Genomic DNA, 17054 nt, shown 5'->3' on the forward strand with positions numbered 1-17054 from the left:
GCAAAGACCTTGTGCACCATGCGGGAATTATTGTCAGTCAGACAAATAGATGTGCAGAGACCATCAAATCATTATGGAGAATACGGAGTGAATTTAATTAATAAACTATGCTTGGCAACAGGCCTGCTGATGAGTACCACCACGTTTGCAGCAGAATCATGGATGCTCGATAAGGAGCTTTCCACTATTTCATTTCAAAGCACCAAAAACGGCGCAGTGGTTGAAAACCATACATTAAAACCCAGCAACGGCAGTATCTCAGACACTGGAAAAGTGACCGTTAACATTGCCCTGGACAGCGTGCAGACTGGTATTGATATTCGTAATGAAAGGCTCCGGGAAATCCTGTTTCAAACAGCGAAGTTCCCACTGGCCAGCATTCAGAAAACCATTAACTTAAGCGACTACCCAGAGGGAACCGTCACTATAAAGACCATGGATGCTCAACTGTCACTCCATGGTATGGAAAAGACTATTTCTCTGAAACTAGCGGTATTGAAAACCGGCAAGACCATTCAGGTAAGCTCGGTCGAGCCAGTATTACTGAACGCCGCAGACTTTGGTCTGGACGGTGGGATCAATCAGCTCAAAGACATTGCCAAACTCAACAGCATTGCTCAGATGGTCCCGGTTTCCGTCACACTGGTATTTGAACAATAAGCCACCTTTTGGGCAGGTCAGCCTGCCCAAACATCCTTTCTCTTCCCTGATTCAAAAAAAATCCGCATGATTGTCACTGGATAATTTGGCAGGATTTGACATGAGCAACAGCCAGAAACTGATATTGATGGGAGGCGGACACACCCACGCACTGGTGTTAAAACACTGGATGGCACACCCCATCGCCAATGTACAAATTACATTGATTTCACCTCTTTGCCATAGCCCCTATTCAGGTATGCTTCCAGGGCTTCTGGCAGGTCATTACACATTTTCCCAGACCCATATTGACCTGCAGCGGTTGGCCAGCGACGCCAACATCGAATTTGTTCAACAGCCCGTCACCGCTATTGATCACTTGCGCCAGCGCATTTATCTGGCCAATGGTCAGCAACATCATTATGACATTGCCTCAATCAATGTCGGCTCTACACCCAATCCCGAAATTCCCGGCAGCCAACAACATGCCACACCAGTGAAACCGATTGCTGAGTTTCTGCAACACTGGCAACGCCTGGAAACGGACATCCGGCAACACCCCAATCAGCACATAGCCATTATCGGTGGTGGTGCCGGTAGCATCGAAGTAGCGCTGGCCATGGCCCATGCCCTCAAAACCTGGGACCCTCAGATCAGTCTGATCACCCGTGCCCGGGACATCCTCTCAGAATACCCTCACAAAGCACGGCAGTTAACCAATGAACGATTGGCACTTTACGGTATCACGGTGCTTACCAATATGGGCGTGGATGAAATTTATGCAGATGGCCTGAGTAGCAGCGGACAGAAATACCCATACGACCATATTTTTCTCTGCACTCAGGCTTCTGCTGCCAACTGGTTTAGACAATCCGGCCTGGCCACCAATCAACATGGCTTTGTCACCGTTAACAATTACCTGCAAACGACCACCGCCGGAAACCTGTTTGCTGCCGGCGACTGTGCCCACTTCCAGCCGGAACCATTACCTAAAGCCGGAGTTTATGCAGTCAGAGAAGCTGATATCCTGTTTCACAATTTGCAGGCTACCTGTCAGGGCACTCACGCACTGAAACCCTATCAGCCGCAGCGTGACTTTCTGAGCCTGCTGGCTATGGGTGATCGCTATGCCATTGGTTGCAAATTCGGTCTTACCGTTTCCGGTCAGTGGGTATGGCGATGGAAAGATCATATAGACCGACGTTTTATGGCTCGCTTCAACGCTGGTTGATCGCTGAAATTCCATGATTTTCAACAACCTGCTAAGCTTGCCGCATCGTCCGTATTACCGGCAAAGTCTAATCCCCCTACCTGAGGAGTCAGCATGCTTGAAGTAAACAGCTATTTTGATGGCAACGTAAAATCCATTTCGCTACAGACTCGAACACTACCCGCGACCATCGGCGTAATGACGATTGGAGAATATGAATTTTCCACCAGCAAAAAAGAAACCATCACGGTTGTCAGTGGCGAACTGCTGGTCAAACTACCAGATACAGAGGAATGGGGCACCTATACTAATGGCGCTAAGTTTATGGTGGATGCGAACAAGGTTTTCCAGCTCAAGGTCAATGAGGAAACCGCATACTTTTGTACCTACGAATAAAAAAGGCTCCAGAAGGAGCCTTTTTTATCACCATCACTGTGCAACCTGATTGATATGCACATCCATTTGTGGAAACGGAATACCAATACCTTGTTCATCAAATTTAAGCTTGATCGTTTCCGTCAGCTCAAACCGAACTGTCCAGTAATCTGCCGACAATACCCATGGCCGAACCACCAGATTCACCGCCGAATCCGCCAGCTCCAAAACTGCTACGGTATACGCAGGATCCTTCAACACTTTCTCGTGATTAGTCAAAATTTCTTCTAAAATTTTCTTGGCCTTCAGCAAATCACTACCGTAGGAAATGCCGACCACCATATCCACCCGACGAGTAGGCTCAGAAGAATAATTCGTCATGGTGTTACCAAACACAGAAGCATTCGGTACCGTTACCATTTTTGAATCCGGTGTTTTTAATCGCGTACTGAAAATAGTAATCTCAGAAACCGAACCGGCAACACCCGCCACCTCGACAAAATCACCGACCTTAAACGGACGAAATAAAATCAACATAACGCCGGCAGCAAAATGCCCCAGAGAATCTTTCAGTGCCAGGCCAACTGCCAGACCGGCAGCACCTAATAAGGCTACCAATGAGGTGGTATCCACACCCAGCTGGGACATGGAAACAATGATAACCAACAACATCAAGGCGGCATGGCTGACCGCTGAGAGAAAGTTAATCAGAATCTGATCAATCTTTCCTACTTTCATCATCCGGACCAACCCGGCCATCACTAAACTCACCAAAATACGACCAACGATAAACACCAGAATCGCCAACGCAATATTGGTGCCCCATGGCAGGATATAAGTATTCCAGATTTGTTCCATATTGAAATTCATTCGATTGCTCCTCATGAGAATGGGTCAACAGACTTATTGTTCTGATGCGAACATAATATGCCGGTAATGTACGTTTAAATCCCCAATAACATCAGCCAGAATATCAACATAGATTAACAATTCAATGACATTTTTTTGCAATAAAGAACAATTGACTTGCCAGACTCGGCTGACTGTTCACAACTGGCGAAAATCACTTCACTGCGGATACACCTCACTCATATCTGCCAACAACCTGACATTTTTTTAATAGTGAACTCTATGAATTCCGTAGTAACCCGACGTAACCTGTTAAAACTTGGAGTAATGGCCAGTACCAGCCTGATGGCACCTCGGCTGCTCGCTCAGCCACAGACAAGCACTCAGGAAATCTTTCTAACCAACCTACACACCGGAGAGACTGAGCGGGTACTATTTTATGATCAAGGTTACTACCTTCCCGATGGGCTTGACCGGCTTGCCTGGCTGCTTAGAGACCACCGTCGCAACGAAGTGGGCGGCATGGATCCCAAGCTCTACCACCTGTTGTTCTCCGTGCAACAACGTTACGGCCAACAAAAGCCCATCCAGATTATCTCTGGTTATCGCAGTCAGGCAACCAACCAATGGTTACAAAAACATAGCGACGGTGTTGCCAAAGTTAGCCAGCATACATTCGGCCAGGCAGTGGACTTTCGCATTCCCAAAGTGGATACCCAGGAGCTGTTCGACATATGCTGCAGCTACCGTCAGGGAGGTGTTGGCCGTTATCTCAGCAGCCGTTTTGTACATATCGATACCGCCCGGGTCAGGTATTGGGGGTAGCCAAACAGAAAGACCATGGTCGGTTATCTCATTGTAGTGCATGGTGGTTTTCTTTCATTTATCCGAATAGCCTCCTGAACCGGCTTGTTCTCTCCACAAAATCCAATTTATACATATGGTGCGAAAATATCGATGGAGCTATGACGTGCAGGTCAGTGTCAATATCAGTCATCAGGTTATTGGCCCAGCAATCAAGTTAAGAACCCCCCTTTGATGATTGGCTCATACAATCCCATATTCATACTAACCAGACAAAAAAAATACCCCAGAACAGCAAGAGCAACACTGAGTTCATGAAAAAAGTCTGGTGGGTTGGGTATTACTACTTTCTTCGAATATCGTACTCTGCATAACCAATTCAATAAAAACATACGGATAGGAGAGCTCAGCGAAATTACGTATTGTCTGATTCAATGTCCCATAAGTTAGGATTGGCCATCAAGGCTGTTGTTGATATTACTCCAATCAGGCTTAGCTCTGTTTCTCTGGTTTTATATAACCCTCTCGTACACTTGCTATACAGGTATAGCCTGTATTTAGTCACTGATTCGGTTTGCATATATTTTCTGATTTTATTGATTTAACCAGCCAAACTCGATCCGTTGACCGAAACAAACTTTCAGCGGGTGGGACATAAAAACCCAGCACTAGCGACAAAAAACATTCCAAAATAGCTAGTGCCCATCCATAAACCGAGGTTTTTGATTTTTTTTATGATGCAATAGGATTCGATAACAGGTAGCCCTATTGCTTCATCTCTCTTTACACCACTTATCGTTTAAATTTTGGACCAGACACTTAAATGTTGTCGATTCTCAGGCATGCCAACGATACATCCTGTCGATGCATCATCGCGCTATGTCGACCTGGGGGCATGTCATTGCTGCAAACGCAGTAACCGGATTAAGTTGTAGGTCAGTATCGATGACCAGACAAATGCCTGAAAACCTTCTTTGCCTTTCCACCGAGCCACCGAACAACCAAATCGACGCTCGAGTTCCGAGATATTACTCTCAATCCCTATTCTAACGTTGGCCAACTTTTTGAGCGTTTTTTGTGTTAATCCCAACTGGCTCAACGTTCACCCCACGGGTTTTTGGAAGGCAACCGCTTGAACACCCAGTTGACGACCCTCGATCACATTCGCCTGGCTCGCATAGCCGCCATCCGCAATGGTTCGCTTGGGCAGACGTTGATAATCGCTCTGATGCGCTCTCAATACTGGTAAGAAGAGATCCTTATCACTGGTATTGCCTTCCTCAATGCAGCAGTAGGTTAAAAAACCTGACGCATCCGATGATAAATTCACTTTGTGGCCAAACTGTATGTCTCGAACACCTTTGATAATAATGTTGGTATGCGCTTCGAAAAGACTCACGATCTTTTCGGATGCAGGAACCTGTTGCTGATCAATCGCGCGCACCTGCAGATCACGAGAGTGAATGAGGCGCTCACGCCAATCAGGTGCCGAGGTGATTCGGTTCAAGGCTCGATCAAGTTGTTTCAACATTCGCTCTGCAATACGCAACAACTGAGAATACAGATGATCTTTCTCGCCGTCTTGGCATTGAAGATGCGAAACGCCAAGGGTTTTGACGCCTTACGCTGATCGGTAAACCGAAAACGAATGCCGGTGTCATCTTTGCTTTTTGCCAGTAGTCGGCTGAGCATACGAACACCATCATCCAATAACTGACCATCACTGGGCGAAGCAATATGACTCTTGATCACGGTACTGTCGATACGCAAGTGTTCAATATTGACAATGCCCTCGTTAAGCCTGTGTCTAATCAGTTTGGCATTAAGCGTCTGCAGCGTCATGGGCTGAATCGTACGGATACCACTTTGCAAGCTTGAACGACTGGGAAAGGCTCCCATGGGCAAGCGAGCAAAGGCACGATAAGTGGCAGAATCGGACAAATGAAACGCCATCTGTTCATAGCTGAATGGGAACAGCTGTTTGATGAGCAGGCATCGAAGCACACTCTCAGACGTTAACCCTTTACTGCCGGTTGCCTGCGGATGATGTTGAGTGAGCTCCGTATGCGCTCAATCGACCAACTCTGGATATTAATCAAGCACCCTGGAGAGATGTTTGAGCGGCTGCCCGGTCTCGTGTTTAGAGAATGATATAGTTAAACCTAGCTGAGCATGACGTGCTTCTCGCATGTGAAATCCTTTTGGTTTGGTCGTGTTTTTTTGTGGTGATTAAACGCTATCAAATACCAAAAGGATTTATTATGCCTGTCAGAAATCTTTATCTACAATATCAATGGGTTATGTGTTTATGGATGGATACTAACTAGTGTCAGCACTATTTCATGTACTTCTGCATAACAGCCTGAATATCTATCTTCTTCAGCCCTTCGTTCAGAATACCCTGCCACTTGCGACCGTTAGCATCGTTCTTAAATGCAACAAACAGATCTTTTTCAATCAACTGCCGGCTATTCATCTGCACAGCAGCTGAGACGGATTTCAGTTTTGGATCATTGTCCAACAGATATTTGAACACGTTGCTGTCAATGACTGCGAGGTCGACCCGATTATTGGCAACTTTGAGAATATTCTGACTATCAGATGTCACCGCGGATGATTTGAGTTCACCTTTGGCAATCATGTCATCCAGCTCTGCTGTATTGACATAATCCTGGACAACTCCAATGGTATAAGGAGTCAAATCCTGCAGCGTGTTCCAACTGATAGGCTTTGCCTTGGCTTCGACAAAGCCAAGGGGGCCCTTACCCATTGGGTCTGAAAAGACAAATTCATCCGAATCGTAATAGTACTCAGGAAAATAACCAGTATATTTACCGCCATCTTTTACCTGTGCGACGGCCCGTGTCCATGGATAGAAATCCACCACTAAAGTATGACCCATGGCTTTGAATGCGGCTTTGGCTACCGCAACAGACGCACCTTGATCAGGCAAACCATTGCTGGAATAAGGCGGCCATTCCAGAGAGGTCAAATAAATGGTTTCACTATAAGAGATGCTTGGTAAGGCTAAAAAAAATAATCCAAATGCGATCATGGAGTTACGTACTTTTTTCATGGCTTCGCTCTGTTTTACAAGTAAGGTACTCCTAAGAGTAGCAAACAAAATAGATTCGGAAGGGCCGCCCCAAACAATTTATGATAAATGATAAAAAAACCTGAATAGAAAAACTGGACACTGCACATTAAGAACCTGGTATTTGAATGATTCGTTTATGCAGGACCATCATTCCCTAAACAGCGATTGTCCAGATGAAAATGATTCCAGGTATGGGCAGGCATTATTCAATCTGCTGTGACTGAAACAGAGGCTATTGAGTTACTCGGAAAATCCGATAAGGCACATAAGACAGGCAGATTGCAATTCGGACTCGCTGCATTTAGAGCTATCATTTTAAACAGAAAACGAAAATCATTTGGGCTGAATTGAAGCTCACAACTCCGAGTCATTGCTTGATAAGCGGAAACTGATAGATTTACGTCAGAAAGAGGTTTTGATTTTCGTTGATGAGTTTTTGAAAGAACCGGGAAAAATCGAAGACAACAGTACATTTTCATCCGTCTCATATGAAGTAAACAGTCTACCAGTGATGTTCAGACAACCAGAAAAAATCTATCCAATTCATCTAGTTACCATGATCATTTAAACAATTCCCCAAATACTTATTCAGCCGAAACCATTATCATTTCATGTACTGCTGCATAACAGCCTGAACACCTGTCTTTTTCAGCTCTTCATTTAGAATGCTCTGCCATTTACGACCATTTTCATCATTCCTGAATGCAACAAACAGGTTTTTTTCGATGAGTAATTGACTATTGGACACTACTAGCAACGGACTAAAGTTTAGGGCTGCTATTTATCAGGTATTGGAAGACATTACTGTCAATGACCACGAGATCAATTCGGCCAGACGCAAGTTTAAGGAAGTTCTAACTGTCAGATGTCACTGCAGATGCTTTGATGTCACCTTTAGCAATCATGTCGTCCAACTCTTTGGTATTGGCATAGTCCTGAACAACACCAACAGTATACGGCATTAAATCTGTTAAGCTGCTCCAACTGATAGGCTTTACTTTGGCTTCAGCAAAAGCCAGTGCGCGTTTACCTATGGAATCAGAAAAAAAGTTTCGATGAATCCACATAGTAGTTAGAAAAGTAACCTGAGTATTTACCATTTTCCTCGACCTTCACCACAGCCCTTCTCCAGGGGTAGAGTTCCACCACCGGCGTATGATCCATTACCTCAACCGAAGGTATTCCGCGTCCATATCCCTTATGTAAACACACAAACGCATAACGACCTCTGACAGAGGCTTGCTTTAATTTCTATGGTTTCAGTCAGCTTTAAAATGAAATAAAAAATTCCTTCTGAATACGCCAACTTCTTTTTTACAAACAGTCTCCATCGGGGCAATTTACAATTCGAACCTCCCAACAGATCCTGTTGATGCTCAAGGGTTTCAACTCTTTGAAAGCATGGTACATATTTAAATGAGTGAATGTTCATGAGTTTCATGATGGTTTTTATATTCATGCAGCAATGGGGAACCACTGAAAAATATCCGTAACATGTCGATGCCATATCTCATTCACACGCAACGAGCACGTCGCACTCACAGGTTTATTTATAGTTATGTGATCAAGTACGCACTGGCTGTTACAGTCTTCCCATTAATGACTTTATCAGCCGCCATGATATGTATCCGTGGTTGTACAACCTCTATATTGAACCTGAGCACAGATCACGACGGCTTTTATAAAAAGTTGGGGTGGCTGCAAATAGAAGAGGGTTATAGCATTAATTGGAACGGGTGCGGGATTTGTTATCTGAGCATCCATCAGCTTATTGTTTCTGATTCACCTGATCATTGCTCATCTTTATAGTATAAACAACACTCAAAAAATACTGATACATCAATGCCATCATTGGAAGGGTGCAGCACACCAGACCCGTTTCGGCCGGAGAGTTAAATGGTATTGGAGTTATCACCGTTCAGGTTACGATGGTAACCCAGTACTCCCCCCCCAAAGCAGGCATACGTCAACTAGCTCGAAAGGTATATTTCCTGACATTTGTCGGGTTGCTCCGCATGTAACACCGGTCTCATAATTTTGGCTCCCCTATGGCCGCCTATATTGATATACAGGAATCTACGGTCAGCAATATATTAATACTGGAAATGCAGGACAGATATCACTATGGTAGCACCGGTCACCATCCCCCCCCTTTCTGAGAGTAATACGCCGAACATGGAGAGTCTTAGTTTAAGCACATTGGACATAGAACGGAATGTGGAGTTCCTGCTTGGACAGATTCAGCTCAACCACAGACCTGCCTTTGAAAAGCTGTATCGTACAACAAGCTCGCGCTTATATGCTCTGATACTGAGAATTGTGTCCGATCAGGATGAGGCTTCGGATGTATTGCAGGAAACTTATCTGAAAGTATGGCGCCATACGAATCAGTATCGGGCGGATCTCGGTAGTGCTTGGGGATGGCTATGCCAAATTGCCCGCAACACTGCATTGGACCGGGTTCGTAAAACACAGCGCTCTATTGAGGTGGATCTGGAAGAATTTGACGGTGTGTTGAATACCCTTGAAGCCGATCTACCTGATCTGGTGGACGTATCAGACTTGACCCGGTGTTTGAGAAGGATCAAGCAGGATACTCAAAAAGCGCTGATTCTGTCTTACGTATATGGATTGAGTCATAGTGAGTTAACCCAACACATGGAAGCGCCACTGGGGACGCTGAAAGCATGGGTTCGAAGAGGGTTATTGGAGTTGCGCAAATGCATGAAAGTTTAAGATATCGTCATCCTGTTGTTCGACGTCATCTGGCCAGTCAATACGTTCTGGGTTCTCAGTCAGCCCTGGTACGCAGACGCTTTGAACGGCTAATGAAGGAAGATAGAGATCTGCTGGCTGAAGTATATAAATGGCAAGAGGTATTGACAGGTCTGGCAAGTACTATCCCTCCCCAACAAGCCCCCGAGCAGGTATGGAAAAATCTCGCTGCGCAAATCGATCCGGCACCGGCTCCACGGTCATCATCACAAACCAAGCGCTGGTCCGGATTATTTTCCATCTGGCAACTTACCACCGCGCTACTGGTGGTTCTGGTGGCAACGTTGTTATATATCGAACCTGCCGAAGTCCAGGTGAGTGCCGATTATATTGCCCTGATGGATTCCAATGATGCTGACCTTAATCCAGAGTTATTGATCAGCGCGTACCTTAGCAACGGTAAGCAAGCTTCACGTCTTCAATTCGAATGGAATGACCGGACTCCAAGGGCCGATATCGAGGGACTGACACTGTTCGCTATTGATAAAGACAATGGAACCATCACTAACCTCGGCCGGATTGGTGATATTTACCACCCCATGGTAATGGAAAAATCCCAGTGGGCTGCGCTTAAGAACAGTTCTGAGTTGATCATCGCGACGGGCAATGACCCGAGCCAGGGTCAGATATTCAGAGGCCCGTGCGTACAAATCGCCAAATCAGGCTGATATGAGGGAAATACACCAACATACCAATCCACCTTCTATAACGCCTTCTATAAAAAGGGCTGCTGTCATTGTCGAGGCAGAATATCTGCAGCTGACAATCTGAGGCCTTCACGTGAATCTGTGACGATGAACGGGAACACAGTACGGTTCCGGCCTAAAGCCTTACAACACGGAATTCGCGGACACTTGTCTGTCAGTCAGGCCTTCACAGCGTTGCCACCATTGATGCCGATATGCCTGTAACATGCTGTACAACTCTTGATGCATGACCACCTGCTGGTAGTTGATCCGCCAGGGATTCTGCTGATAGGCCAGCATAGCCGTACCGATGGTCGTGCCGGTTTCATCCCGACTGAAAAAGACCGCCTGTTGATGGCGTAATGTCGCCAGTATCTGCAGGTACAGCTCGTTTCCGGCAAACGCCCCTTCAATAATCAGGTCCCCCTTCTGCCGCTGTAAAGTCAGACACTCATCGCTCATCAACGCCACATACAGCGTAGCCAACGCAGTCTTTTGCGCTGCAGTCAATTGCTCATACGGTCCGCAAATATAGCCCTGGTGATGCTGAAAAGGCCCACCCTGGTTCGAAAATGCAGGGATCGCATATACCTGCTGCGCCAGCACTTCCCGCACATCATTCTGTGTGGCCGGCTGATCAGTGGCCAGCAGTTGCCACTCCCGTCCACCCATAAAACGAATCGAGGGAACCGGTTGAGCAAACACGGAGACATTCGCCAGCATATCCATTTGTTCATTTAAACCCGATAGCGGTGCGCCAACTGCGGTAATAATCGTCCAGGTCCCACTGGAAATGACACCAAACGGCGCTGACCGATGCAGTAAATGCGGCACCAGCGACGCATTACTGTCATGGATTCCGTTAAATACCCTACAATCCTCAGCCAACCCCAGTTCCTGTGCCAGTTCCGGCAGGATCGTCGCCAGAGGTTCGCCGGCGGCCCGCAGGGGTGGAAATAACTTTCGCCAGTTTTGCTGGTCTACCAGGGTCGAAAAATCGTCTTTGTCCGGGGCCCATAAATCGGTATGGCATCCCAGTGATGTTCTTTCCGATGCCTTTACACCAGTCAGACGCCAACCCCAGTACTGAGGATACGTCAGCAACGTAGTCACACGCGCAAACTGTTCAGGAAAACAGTACTGCTGCCAGAATAACTGCGCTCCAAGGTTGAGTCCGGCTGATAATTCCGGGCTATAGCTCTGTTCAAATGCCGGTCGCAATGGCCGATACAAGGACCGGGTCTGCGCAAAGCCATCGTATTCATAATCGGCAATCGGCAGCACCAGGTCGATATCATCCATGCAGGCAATAGTGGCTCCATGAGTCGTCACGGCAATGGATTGAATATCAAACCGCGTCGCCAGAGCCTTCAGCGTGGCTTTCAGCCAGGCCCAGATGACATCAGTCTCCACATGAGGGTAAAGACCATCCTGGCGAACAGCATTGGTGGTTCGCTGTAAGGCCAATAACGTTCCGACCTGAAGGTCCACAGCAGACAGTTTGATATGGGTTTTACCGATATCGAAGACAGCAATAACCGCAGTTTTCATGCTCGACTCCCGGCCAGATAAAACATTTCTGTCAATGGTCTGGCCAGGGGTTCATTGGAATCTGTCCGGGTTTCCATAATGTCCGCCATGTGGTTCCACCAGCGTTGCATGACCGGGTGACTGCGAACACGCTCCGGATCAAAATCATCGCCCGCTTCAAAAATCGCAAACAACTGCAGACTGTCAGGCTCCAGAAAGATGTAATAATCTGAAATACCGCACTGGTCCAGGTGTTCAGCCAGTTCCGGCCAGAGTTCATCATGGCGGCGGCGATATTCGGCTTCGCAGCCGGGAAACAGCTGCATTACTGAAGCAAATTTCATCGCTTTACCTCACCTTTCGACGCTGTTTCAGTTTATTCAATACGACCGGAACACTGATCACACTGATTAACATGGCACCAATAATGATGGTCATCACTATGCCAGGTACATTCAACAACCCCAAACCAAAAGTGACCAGTCCCATCAGCAACACCGCGAGCACCACCCCAGTCATGCTGCCAGCCCCACCTGCGATACTGACACCCCCCAACACAACCATGGTCACAATGCTCAGCTCCCAGCCGATGGCAATGGAAGGACGGGTACTGCCCAGTCGCGACGTCAGCAAAATGGACGCCAGACCCGATAACATGCCGACCAGCATAAACAGGATCAGTTTGTGACGATTCACCTGTATGCCAGAGTAGAGCGCCGCCACTGGATTATGACCAATCGCATAGGTGCGACGCCCAAAATTGGTATGATGCAGCAACACATAAAATACCAGCGCCAGCCCCAAAAACAGGATAAATTCAAACGAAAACACCCAGACCACATAGCCCTGACCAAAGTATTCAAAACCGTCCGGATATTCTGTAAACGCGCTGTCTCCCAAAATGACATACGTGATACCCCGGTAAAGACTCATCGTGCCAATGGTGACAACGATCGATGGAATACCGAACCCGGTAACGACCAAGCCATTAAACAAACCGCAAAGCAAACCAACCAGCAACGCAATACCAACCAGCGTTTCGGTACCAAAACCGGCCTGTGCCGCCAGCCCCATACAGACCGATGCCAGCGCCATCGTCGATGCCACCGACAGGTCAATTTCGCGACAGATAATCAACATGGCCATGGGCAATGCGATCAACGCTTTTTCAGTAAAGTTAAACGTGGCATCCGACAGATTCCACGGATCAAGAAAGTAAGGTGATGCCAGGCTATTCAGGATAAATACCATGGCAATGACCAATAGCAGGAAAATTTCCCAACGAAACAGATAACGACGTACCGGTGTAGACAAACTGTCGGGAACGGGATGATGTTTCATAACCTGATCCATATCTGATTATCCTCTGGCCGTGTTTAAGGTTGGAGTCCGTAAAATCACCCGGCCTTTACTACGCTCAGCTCTAGAGTTGGCGATCACGGCGACAATAATCACCGCGCCGGATATGGCCATCTGCCAGAACGGTGACACGCCTATGACGGGCAAGGCATTATTGATGACCCCAAGAAACAGAGCCCCGAGTACACAACCGACAACAGTTCCGATTCCTCCCATAATACTGACTCCCCCAATCACACAGGCCGCGACGACCTGAAGCTCAAAGCCGTTGGCCACATCGACATAGGCAACCGCATAACGGGACACCCACAGGTAACCACACAGCCCGGCCAGCAGACCGGAGATGACAAAGGCCCGAAACTGCACCCGGCCAACATCGATACCGGTATAAAACGCCGCGGTCGGGTTACCGCCGGCACTGAAAAAATCACGCCCGAAGCGCCAATAACGGGTGAGCAGGAAAAACACCAGAACCACCGTCAGCGCAATCCAACTCATCACTGGCAACCAGGCGATAGTGGTGCGTGGAAACTCAATAAATCCGGCACTCATCTGATGGGCATTCACCCAGGCTCCATGAGAGAGCAGAAATACAGCCCCCCGATAAATACTCATGGTGCCCAGAGTCACGACAATTGCCGGGACTCCCAAACGCCAGACCAACAAGCCGTTGATCATTCCCAGTACTGCCCCCAAAGTCATTGCCAGCAGCAACAGCCACGGTACGGCAATAAACGGATAACTGGCATTCAGCATGGCAACCACCATGCCCGTCAGGGCCACATTGGCAGCAACGGACAAATCAATGCAGCGGGTGACGATCACCAGCATTTGCCCCAATGCCAGAATGATCAGAATAGACGTATCATTAAAGGCTCCGAGCAGGCTTCCGGCCGATAAAAACTCTGGGGTAATCAACCCTACTGCCAGAATCAATACCAGGATAACGACTCCCAGAAAGCTTTCACGACGACGTATCAGCGATAACGGTTTCATGCGGCTTTCCCTCCCGTTGCGGCGCTGACAATTTTCTGTGCGCTTGCTTCACTTCGGTGAAAATGTTTCACCATGACACCTTCATGCATGACAATGATCCGGTCCGCCATACCGAGAATTTCAGGTAATTCAGAACTGACCATAATCACCGCCAGTCCTTCGGCAACCAGTTCAGACATAAACCGATGCACCGCTGCCTTGGAGGCGATATCGATACCCTTGGTCGGTTCATCGAGGATGATGACTTTCGGTTGAGTGGCCAGCCATTTGCCGATAACCACCTTTTGCTGATTGCCGCCGGAAAGATTACCCACCTCCTGACTCCAGCTCGCGGCTTTAACATTTAAGCGCTCGCCATATTCCCGGGCCAATTCATATTCAGACTGCTCATTCAAAAAGCCCCAGCGGTTCAAACGACTCAATTGCGGCAGACTGATATTCTGAAAAATCGGCAAATTCAACACCACACCCTGCTGCTGTCGTTCTTCCGGCACATATACCAGTCCAGCCGCTATGGCTTCTGCGGGTGAACGAAACCGGGTTTGACTGCCGTCAATCATAATCTGCCCAGTAGCGGCTTTGGAAAGGCCATATAAAGCCTGCATCACTTCAGTACGACCCGAGCCGACCAGTCCGTAGAAACCAAGAATTTCTCCGGCGTGAACGTCAAAGCTGATATTGGTAAATTCACTTGGATGACAGAAATTTTCCACCTGCATGATCGGCGCACCGATGTCGACGGTTTGCTTGGGATAAGCATCTTTGATACTGCGGGCCACCATCATTTCCACCAGTTCTTCCTCACGGACGTTACTGATCAACCCTTCACCCACAAAACTACCGTCGCGGTAAACCACATAACGATCAGCCACGGCAAAAATTTCATCGAATTTATGGGTGATAAACATGACCGCCTTGGAAGATTGCTTCAGGCGTTCAATGATGCGATACAGCTCTTCAATTTCGTGATAAGACAATGCGGCCGTGGGCTCATCCAGAATCACCACTCGGGCATCCACGGACAAGGCCCGGGCAATGGCCACCATATGTTTCTGGGCGATACTCAGTTCTTTAAGTGGCGTTTGCGGATCAATCGGCGCATCGATCTGGGCCAGAATTTCACGACTACGCTGATACATCTGCGGCCAGTCAAGGCGTTTCAGCAGACCCTTGGTCAGATAATTTCCGGCAAAAATGTTTTCAGCAACATTTAATTCATCGAACAACACGGTTTCCTGATGGATCACCGTAATGCCCAGTTGCCGGGCCTGTTCGGGTGTTTGGATCACAACCGGTTGACCGCAAACGTAGATATCGCCGCCATCGGGTTGATAAATTCCGGTAATGGTCTTCACCAGAGTGGACTTGCCGGCACCGTTTTCACCGACCAGCGCGGTCACCTCACCAGGATATAAATCCAGTTTGACACCATCCAGGGCTTTGACCCCCGGAAAAGTTTTGGTGAGATTCCGCAGTGACAAAACTGCCTGATCTCGTTGCATAAGTCGTTGTTTTTATTGTTGTTGGTTTGTGAATCGGAGCCATCGCTCTGACCCGCCCGCTTTCGAGTCGTTGTTATGATCACAACATCGTGACAGAAGACTGCTGCTCCAACACAGCAGCCTTCAAAATACCGGATCAAAAAATCGACGCAAATTCCTTCACATTAGTCGCATCATATACAAAAGGGTCTGACATGGCGGCGTTGCCATCTTTGTCCAGTTTGGCAGTACCCATGCGCCCCATACCCACTTCGCTGTTAGTCGCCTTACCCTTGACCAGATTGTAGGCGATATAGGTAGCAGAATAACCAAGATCGATCGGATTCCATATGGCGAAACTGTGAATGGCACCAGACTCAACGTGCCCAGCCAGTTCTGATGGCAGTCCTAATCCGGTGACATAGACTTTGCCAATCAGATTCTGATCACTGACCGCTTGAGCCGCTGCCAGAATACCAACGGTCGTTGGCGCGACAATCACATCCAGATCCGGATGATTACGGATCAAAGCCACTGCCTCACGATAACTTTTATCGGCCAGGTCATCACCATAAACCGTATCCACCAGCGTCAATTGTGGAAATTCCGGCGCAGCTTTTTTCATTTCTTCAATCCAGATATTCTGATTGGTCGCCGTCGGCGAGGCACTGAGAATGGCCCACTCGCCCTTGCTTTCGCCTTTGGCTTTTAACGCATCGGCCGCCAGCTTCACATTCATACGGCCGATGAGTTCATTGCTGGACGGGTTAAGATGAATTGAACGACCGGCCGGAGCCACACCTGAATCCCAGGAAATGACTTTAATACCGCGTTTTTGTGCCCGCTGAAGAATGGGTACCAGTGCATCCTGGTCATTGGCTGATACCGCAATGGCATCAACTTTCTGGGCAATCAGAGAACTGATCACTTCAATCTGGCCTTCGGCCGTCGTGGATGTCGGGCCAGTATAAATCACCTCTACATCGCCGAGTTCTTTGGCAGCCTCCTGTGCCCCCTTATTGGCGGCTTCAAAGAAGCCGATCCCCAGAGCTTTGACCACCAGGGCAATACGGACATTTTCGGCATGCGCCGGGCTTACCAGCAACAAAGACAGAACAGTCAGCAAGACTGACAACAGGTTAATTCGCATTGTACTCTCCGATTTTTATTTTTGTTTTATTAGCCTGCCAATAAACAGTTCTTGGGTTTATCAGCAGGTTACGGTTGCCCCCGGCCGGCCAGGCGTTGCACCC

At 47.7% G+C, this 17054-nt stretch carries 15 protein-coding genes and 1 pseudogene; 6 read left to right on the top strand and 10 right to left on the bottom strand.

The genetic code is table 11. The features are described 5' to 3' along the window. The first annotated feature begins 87 nt into the window (after positions 1-87). The 3 genes from ACQY6I_RS13550 (at position 88) to ACQY6I_RS13560 (ending at position 2245) form a co-directional block, all read left to right on the top strand. Positions 88-660, top strand: coding sequence for a YceI family protein (locus tag ACQY6I_RS13550; protein WP_428242027.1), 573 nt, complete (start codon positions 88-90; stop codon positions 658-660). A gap of 100 nt (positions 661-760) precedes the next feature. After that, positions 761-1870 (top strand): FAD-dependent oxidoreductase, encoded by a 1110-nt coding sequence (locus ACQY6I_RS13555; protein ID WP_428242028.1) that lies wholly within the window; start codon positions 761-763, stop codon positions 1868-1870. A 93-nt stretch (positions 1871-1963) separates the two neighbouring features. Beyond that, positions 1964-2245, top strand: coding sequence for a pyrimidine/purine nucleoside phosphorylase (locus tag ACQY6I_RS13560; RefSeq protein WP_428242029.1), 282 nt, complete (start codon positions 1964-1966; stop codon positions 2243-2245). A gap of 33 nt (positions 2246-2278) precedes the next feature. Here ACQY6I_RS13560 and ACQY6I_RS13565 read toward each other — a convergent pair whose 3' ends face one another. Next, positions 2279-3094 carry a mechanosensitive ion channel family protein gene (locus ACQY6I_RS13565; protein ID WP_428242030.1) on the bottom strand — a complete coding sequence of 272 codons (816 nt, stop codon included), beginning with the start codon at positions 3092-3094 and terminating at the stop codon, positions 2279-2281. A 261-nt stretch (positions 3095-3355) separates the two neighbouring features. Here ACQY6I_RS13565 and ACQY6I_RS13570 point away from each other — a divergent pair, with 261 nt between their 5' ends. Further along, on the top strand, positions 3356-3898 hold the full coding sequence (locus ACQY6I_RS13570; protein ID WP_428242031.1) for a YcbK family protein: 543 nt from the start codon (positions 3356-3358) through the stop codon (positions 3896-3898). 877 nt (positions 3899-4775) lie between these two features. Here the strand turns inward: ACQY6I_RS13570 and ACQY6I_RS13575 are convergent. From ACQY6I_RS13575 to ACQY6I_RS13585, 3 genes and pseudogenes are all read right to left on the bottom strand, one after another. Then, positions 4776-6067: pseudogene (locus ACQY6I_RS13575) on the bottom strand (ISNCY family transposase). 145 nt (positions 6068-6212) lie between these two features. Continuing rightward, positions 6213-6953 (bottom strand): substrate-binding periplasmic protein, encoded by a 741-nt coding sequence (locus tag ACQY6I_RS13580; RefSeq protein WP_428242032.1) that lies wholly within the window; start codon positions 6951-6953, stop codon positions 6213-6215. Between the two features lie 875 nt (positions 6954-7828). Continuing rightward, entirely contained in the window at positions 7829-8041 is a 213-nt protein-coding gene (locus tag ACQY6I_RS13585; RefSeq protein ID WP_428242033.1) for a hypothetical protein, read from the bottom strand. 1057 nt (positions 8042-9098) lie between these two features. On the opposite strand from ACQY6I_RS13585, the gene ACQY6I_RS13590 reads away from it, so the two are divergent. Both ACQY6I_RS13590 and ACQY6I_RS13595 read left to right on the top strand, forming a co-directional pair. Continuing rightward, positions 9099-9710 carry a sigma-70 family RNA polymerase sigma factor gene (locus ACQY6I_RS13590; protein ID WP_428242034.1) on the top strand — a complete coding sequence of 204 codons (612 nt, stop codon included), beginning with the start codon at positions 9099-9101 and terminating at the stop codon, positions 9708-9710. Beyond that, positions 9695-10417, top strand: coding sequence for a hypothetical protein (locus ACQY6I_RS13595; RefSeq protein ID WP_428242035.1), 723 nt, complete (start codon positions 9695-9697; stop codon positions 10415-10417). The genes ACQY6I_RS13590 and ACQY6I_RS13595 overlap by 16 nt, the downstream gene beginning before the upstream one ends. A 162-nt stretch (positions 10418-10579) precedes the next feature. Here the strand turns inward: ACQY6I_RS13595 and ACQY6I_RS13600 are convergent, their stop codons facing one another. From ACQY6I_RS13600 to rhaS, 6 genes are all read right to left on the bottom strand, one after another. Further along, positions 10580-11986 (bottom strand): FGGY-family carbohydrate kinase, encoded by a 1407-nt coding sequence (locus ACQY6I_RS13600; protein WP_428242036.1) that lies wholly within the window; start codon positions 11984-11986, stop codon positions 10580-10582. Continuing rightward, positions 11983-12309 (bottom strand): L-rhamnose mutarotase, encoded by a 327-nt coding sequence (locus tag ACQY6I_RS13605; RefSeq protein WP_428242037.1) that lies wholly within the window; start codon positions 12307-12309, stop codon positions 11983-11985. Before ACQY6I_RS13605 ends, ACQY6I_RS13600 begins: the two co-directional genes overlap by 4 nt. Before the next feature lie 4 nt (positions 12310-12313). Continuing rightward, positions 12314-13318: an ABC transporter permease gene (locus ACQY6I_RS13610; RefSeq protein ID WP_428242038.1), complete on the bottom strand. Its 1005-nt coding sequence runs from the start codon at positions 13316-13318 to the stop codon at positions 12314-12316. Positions 13319-13324: 6 nt separating this feature from the next. After that, the gene (locus ACQY6I_RS13615; protein ID WP_428242039.1) at positions 13325-14320 is read right to left on the bottom strand and encodes an ABC transporter permease; all 996 of its coding nucleotides are present in this window, start codon (positions 14318-14320) and stop codon (positions 13325-13327) included. Next, complete coding sequence (locus ACQY6I_RS13620) at positions 14317-15822, bottom strand: sugar ABC transporter ATP-binding protein (protein WP_428242040.1); 1506 nt, start codon at positions 15820-15822, stop codon at positions 14317-14319. The genes ACQY6I_RS13615 and ACQY6I_RS13620 overlap by 4 nt, the downstream gene beginning before the upstream one ends. Before the next feature lie 136 nt (positions 15823-15958). Then, on the bottom strand, positions 15959-16951 hold the full coding sequence (gene rhaS / locus ACQY6I_RS13625) for a rhamnose ABC transporter substrate-binding protein (RefSeq protein ID WP_428242041.1): 993 nt from the start codon (positions 16949-16951) through the stop codon (positions 15959-15961). Positions 16952-17054: the final 103 nt, after the last annotated feature.

It is taken from the genome of Gynuella sp. (assembly GCF_050297175.1).
Lineage (GTDB): Bacteria > Pseudomonadota > Gammaproteobacteria > Pseudomonadales > Natronospirillaceae > Gynuella.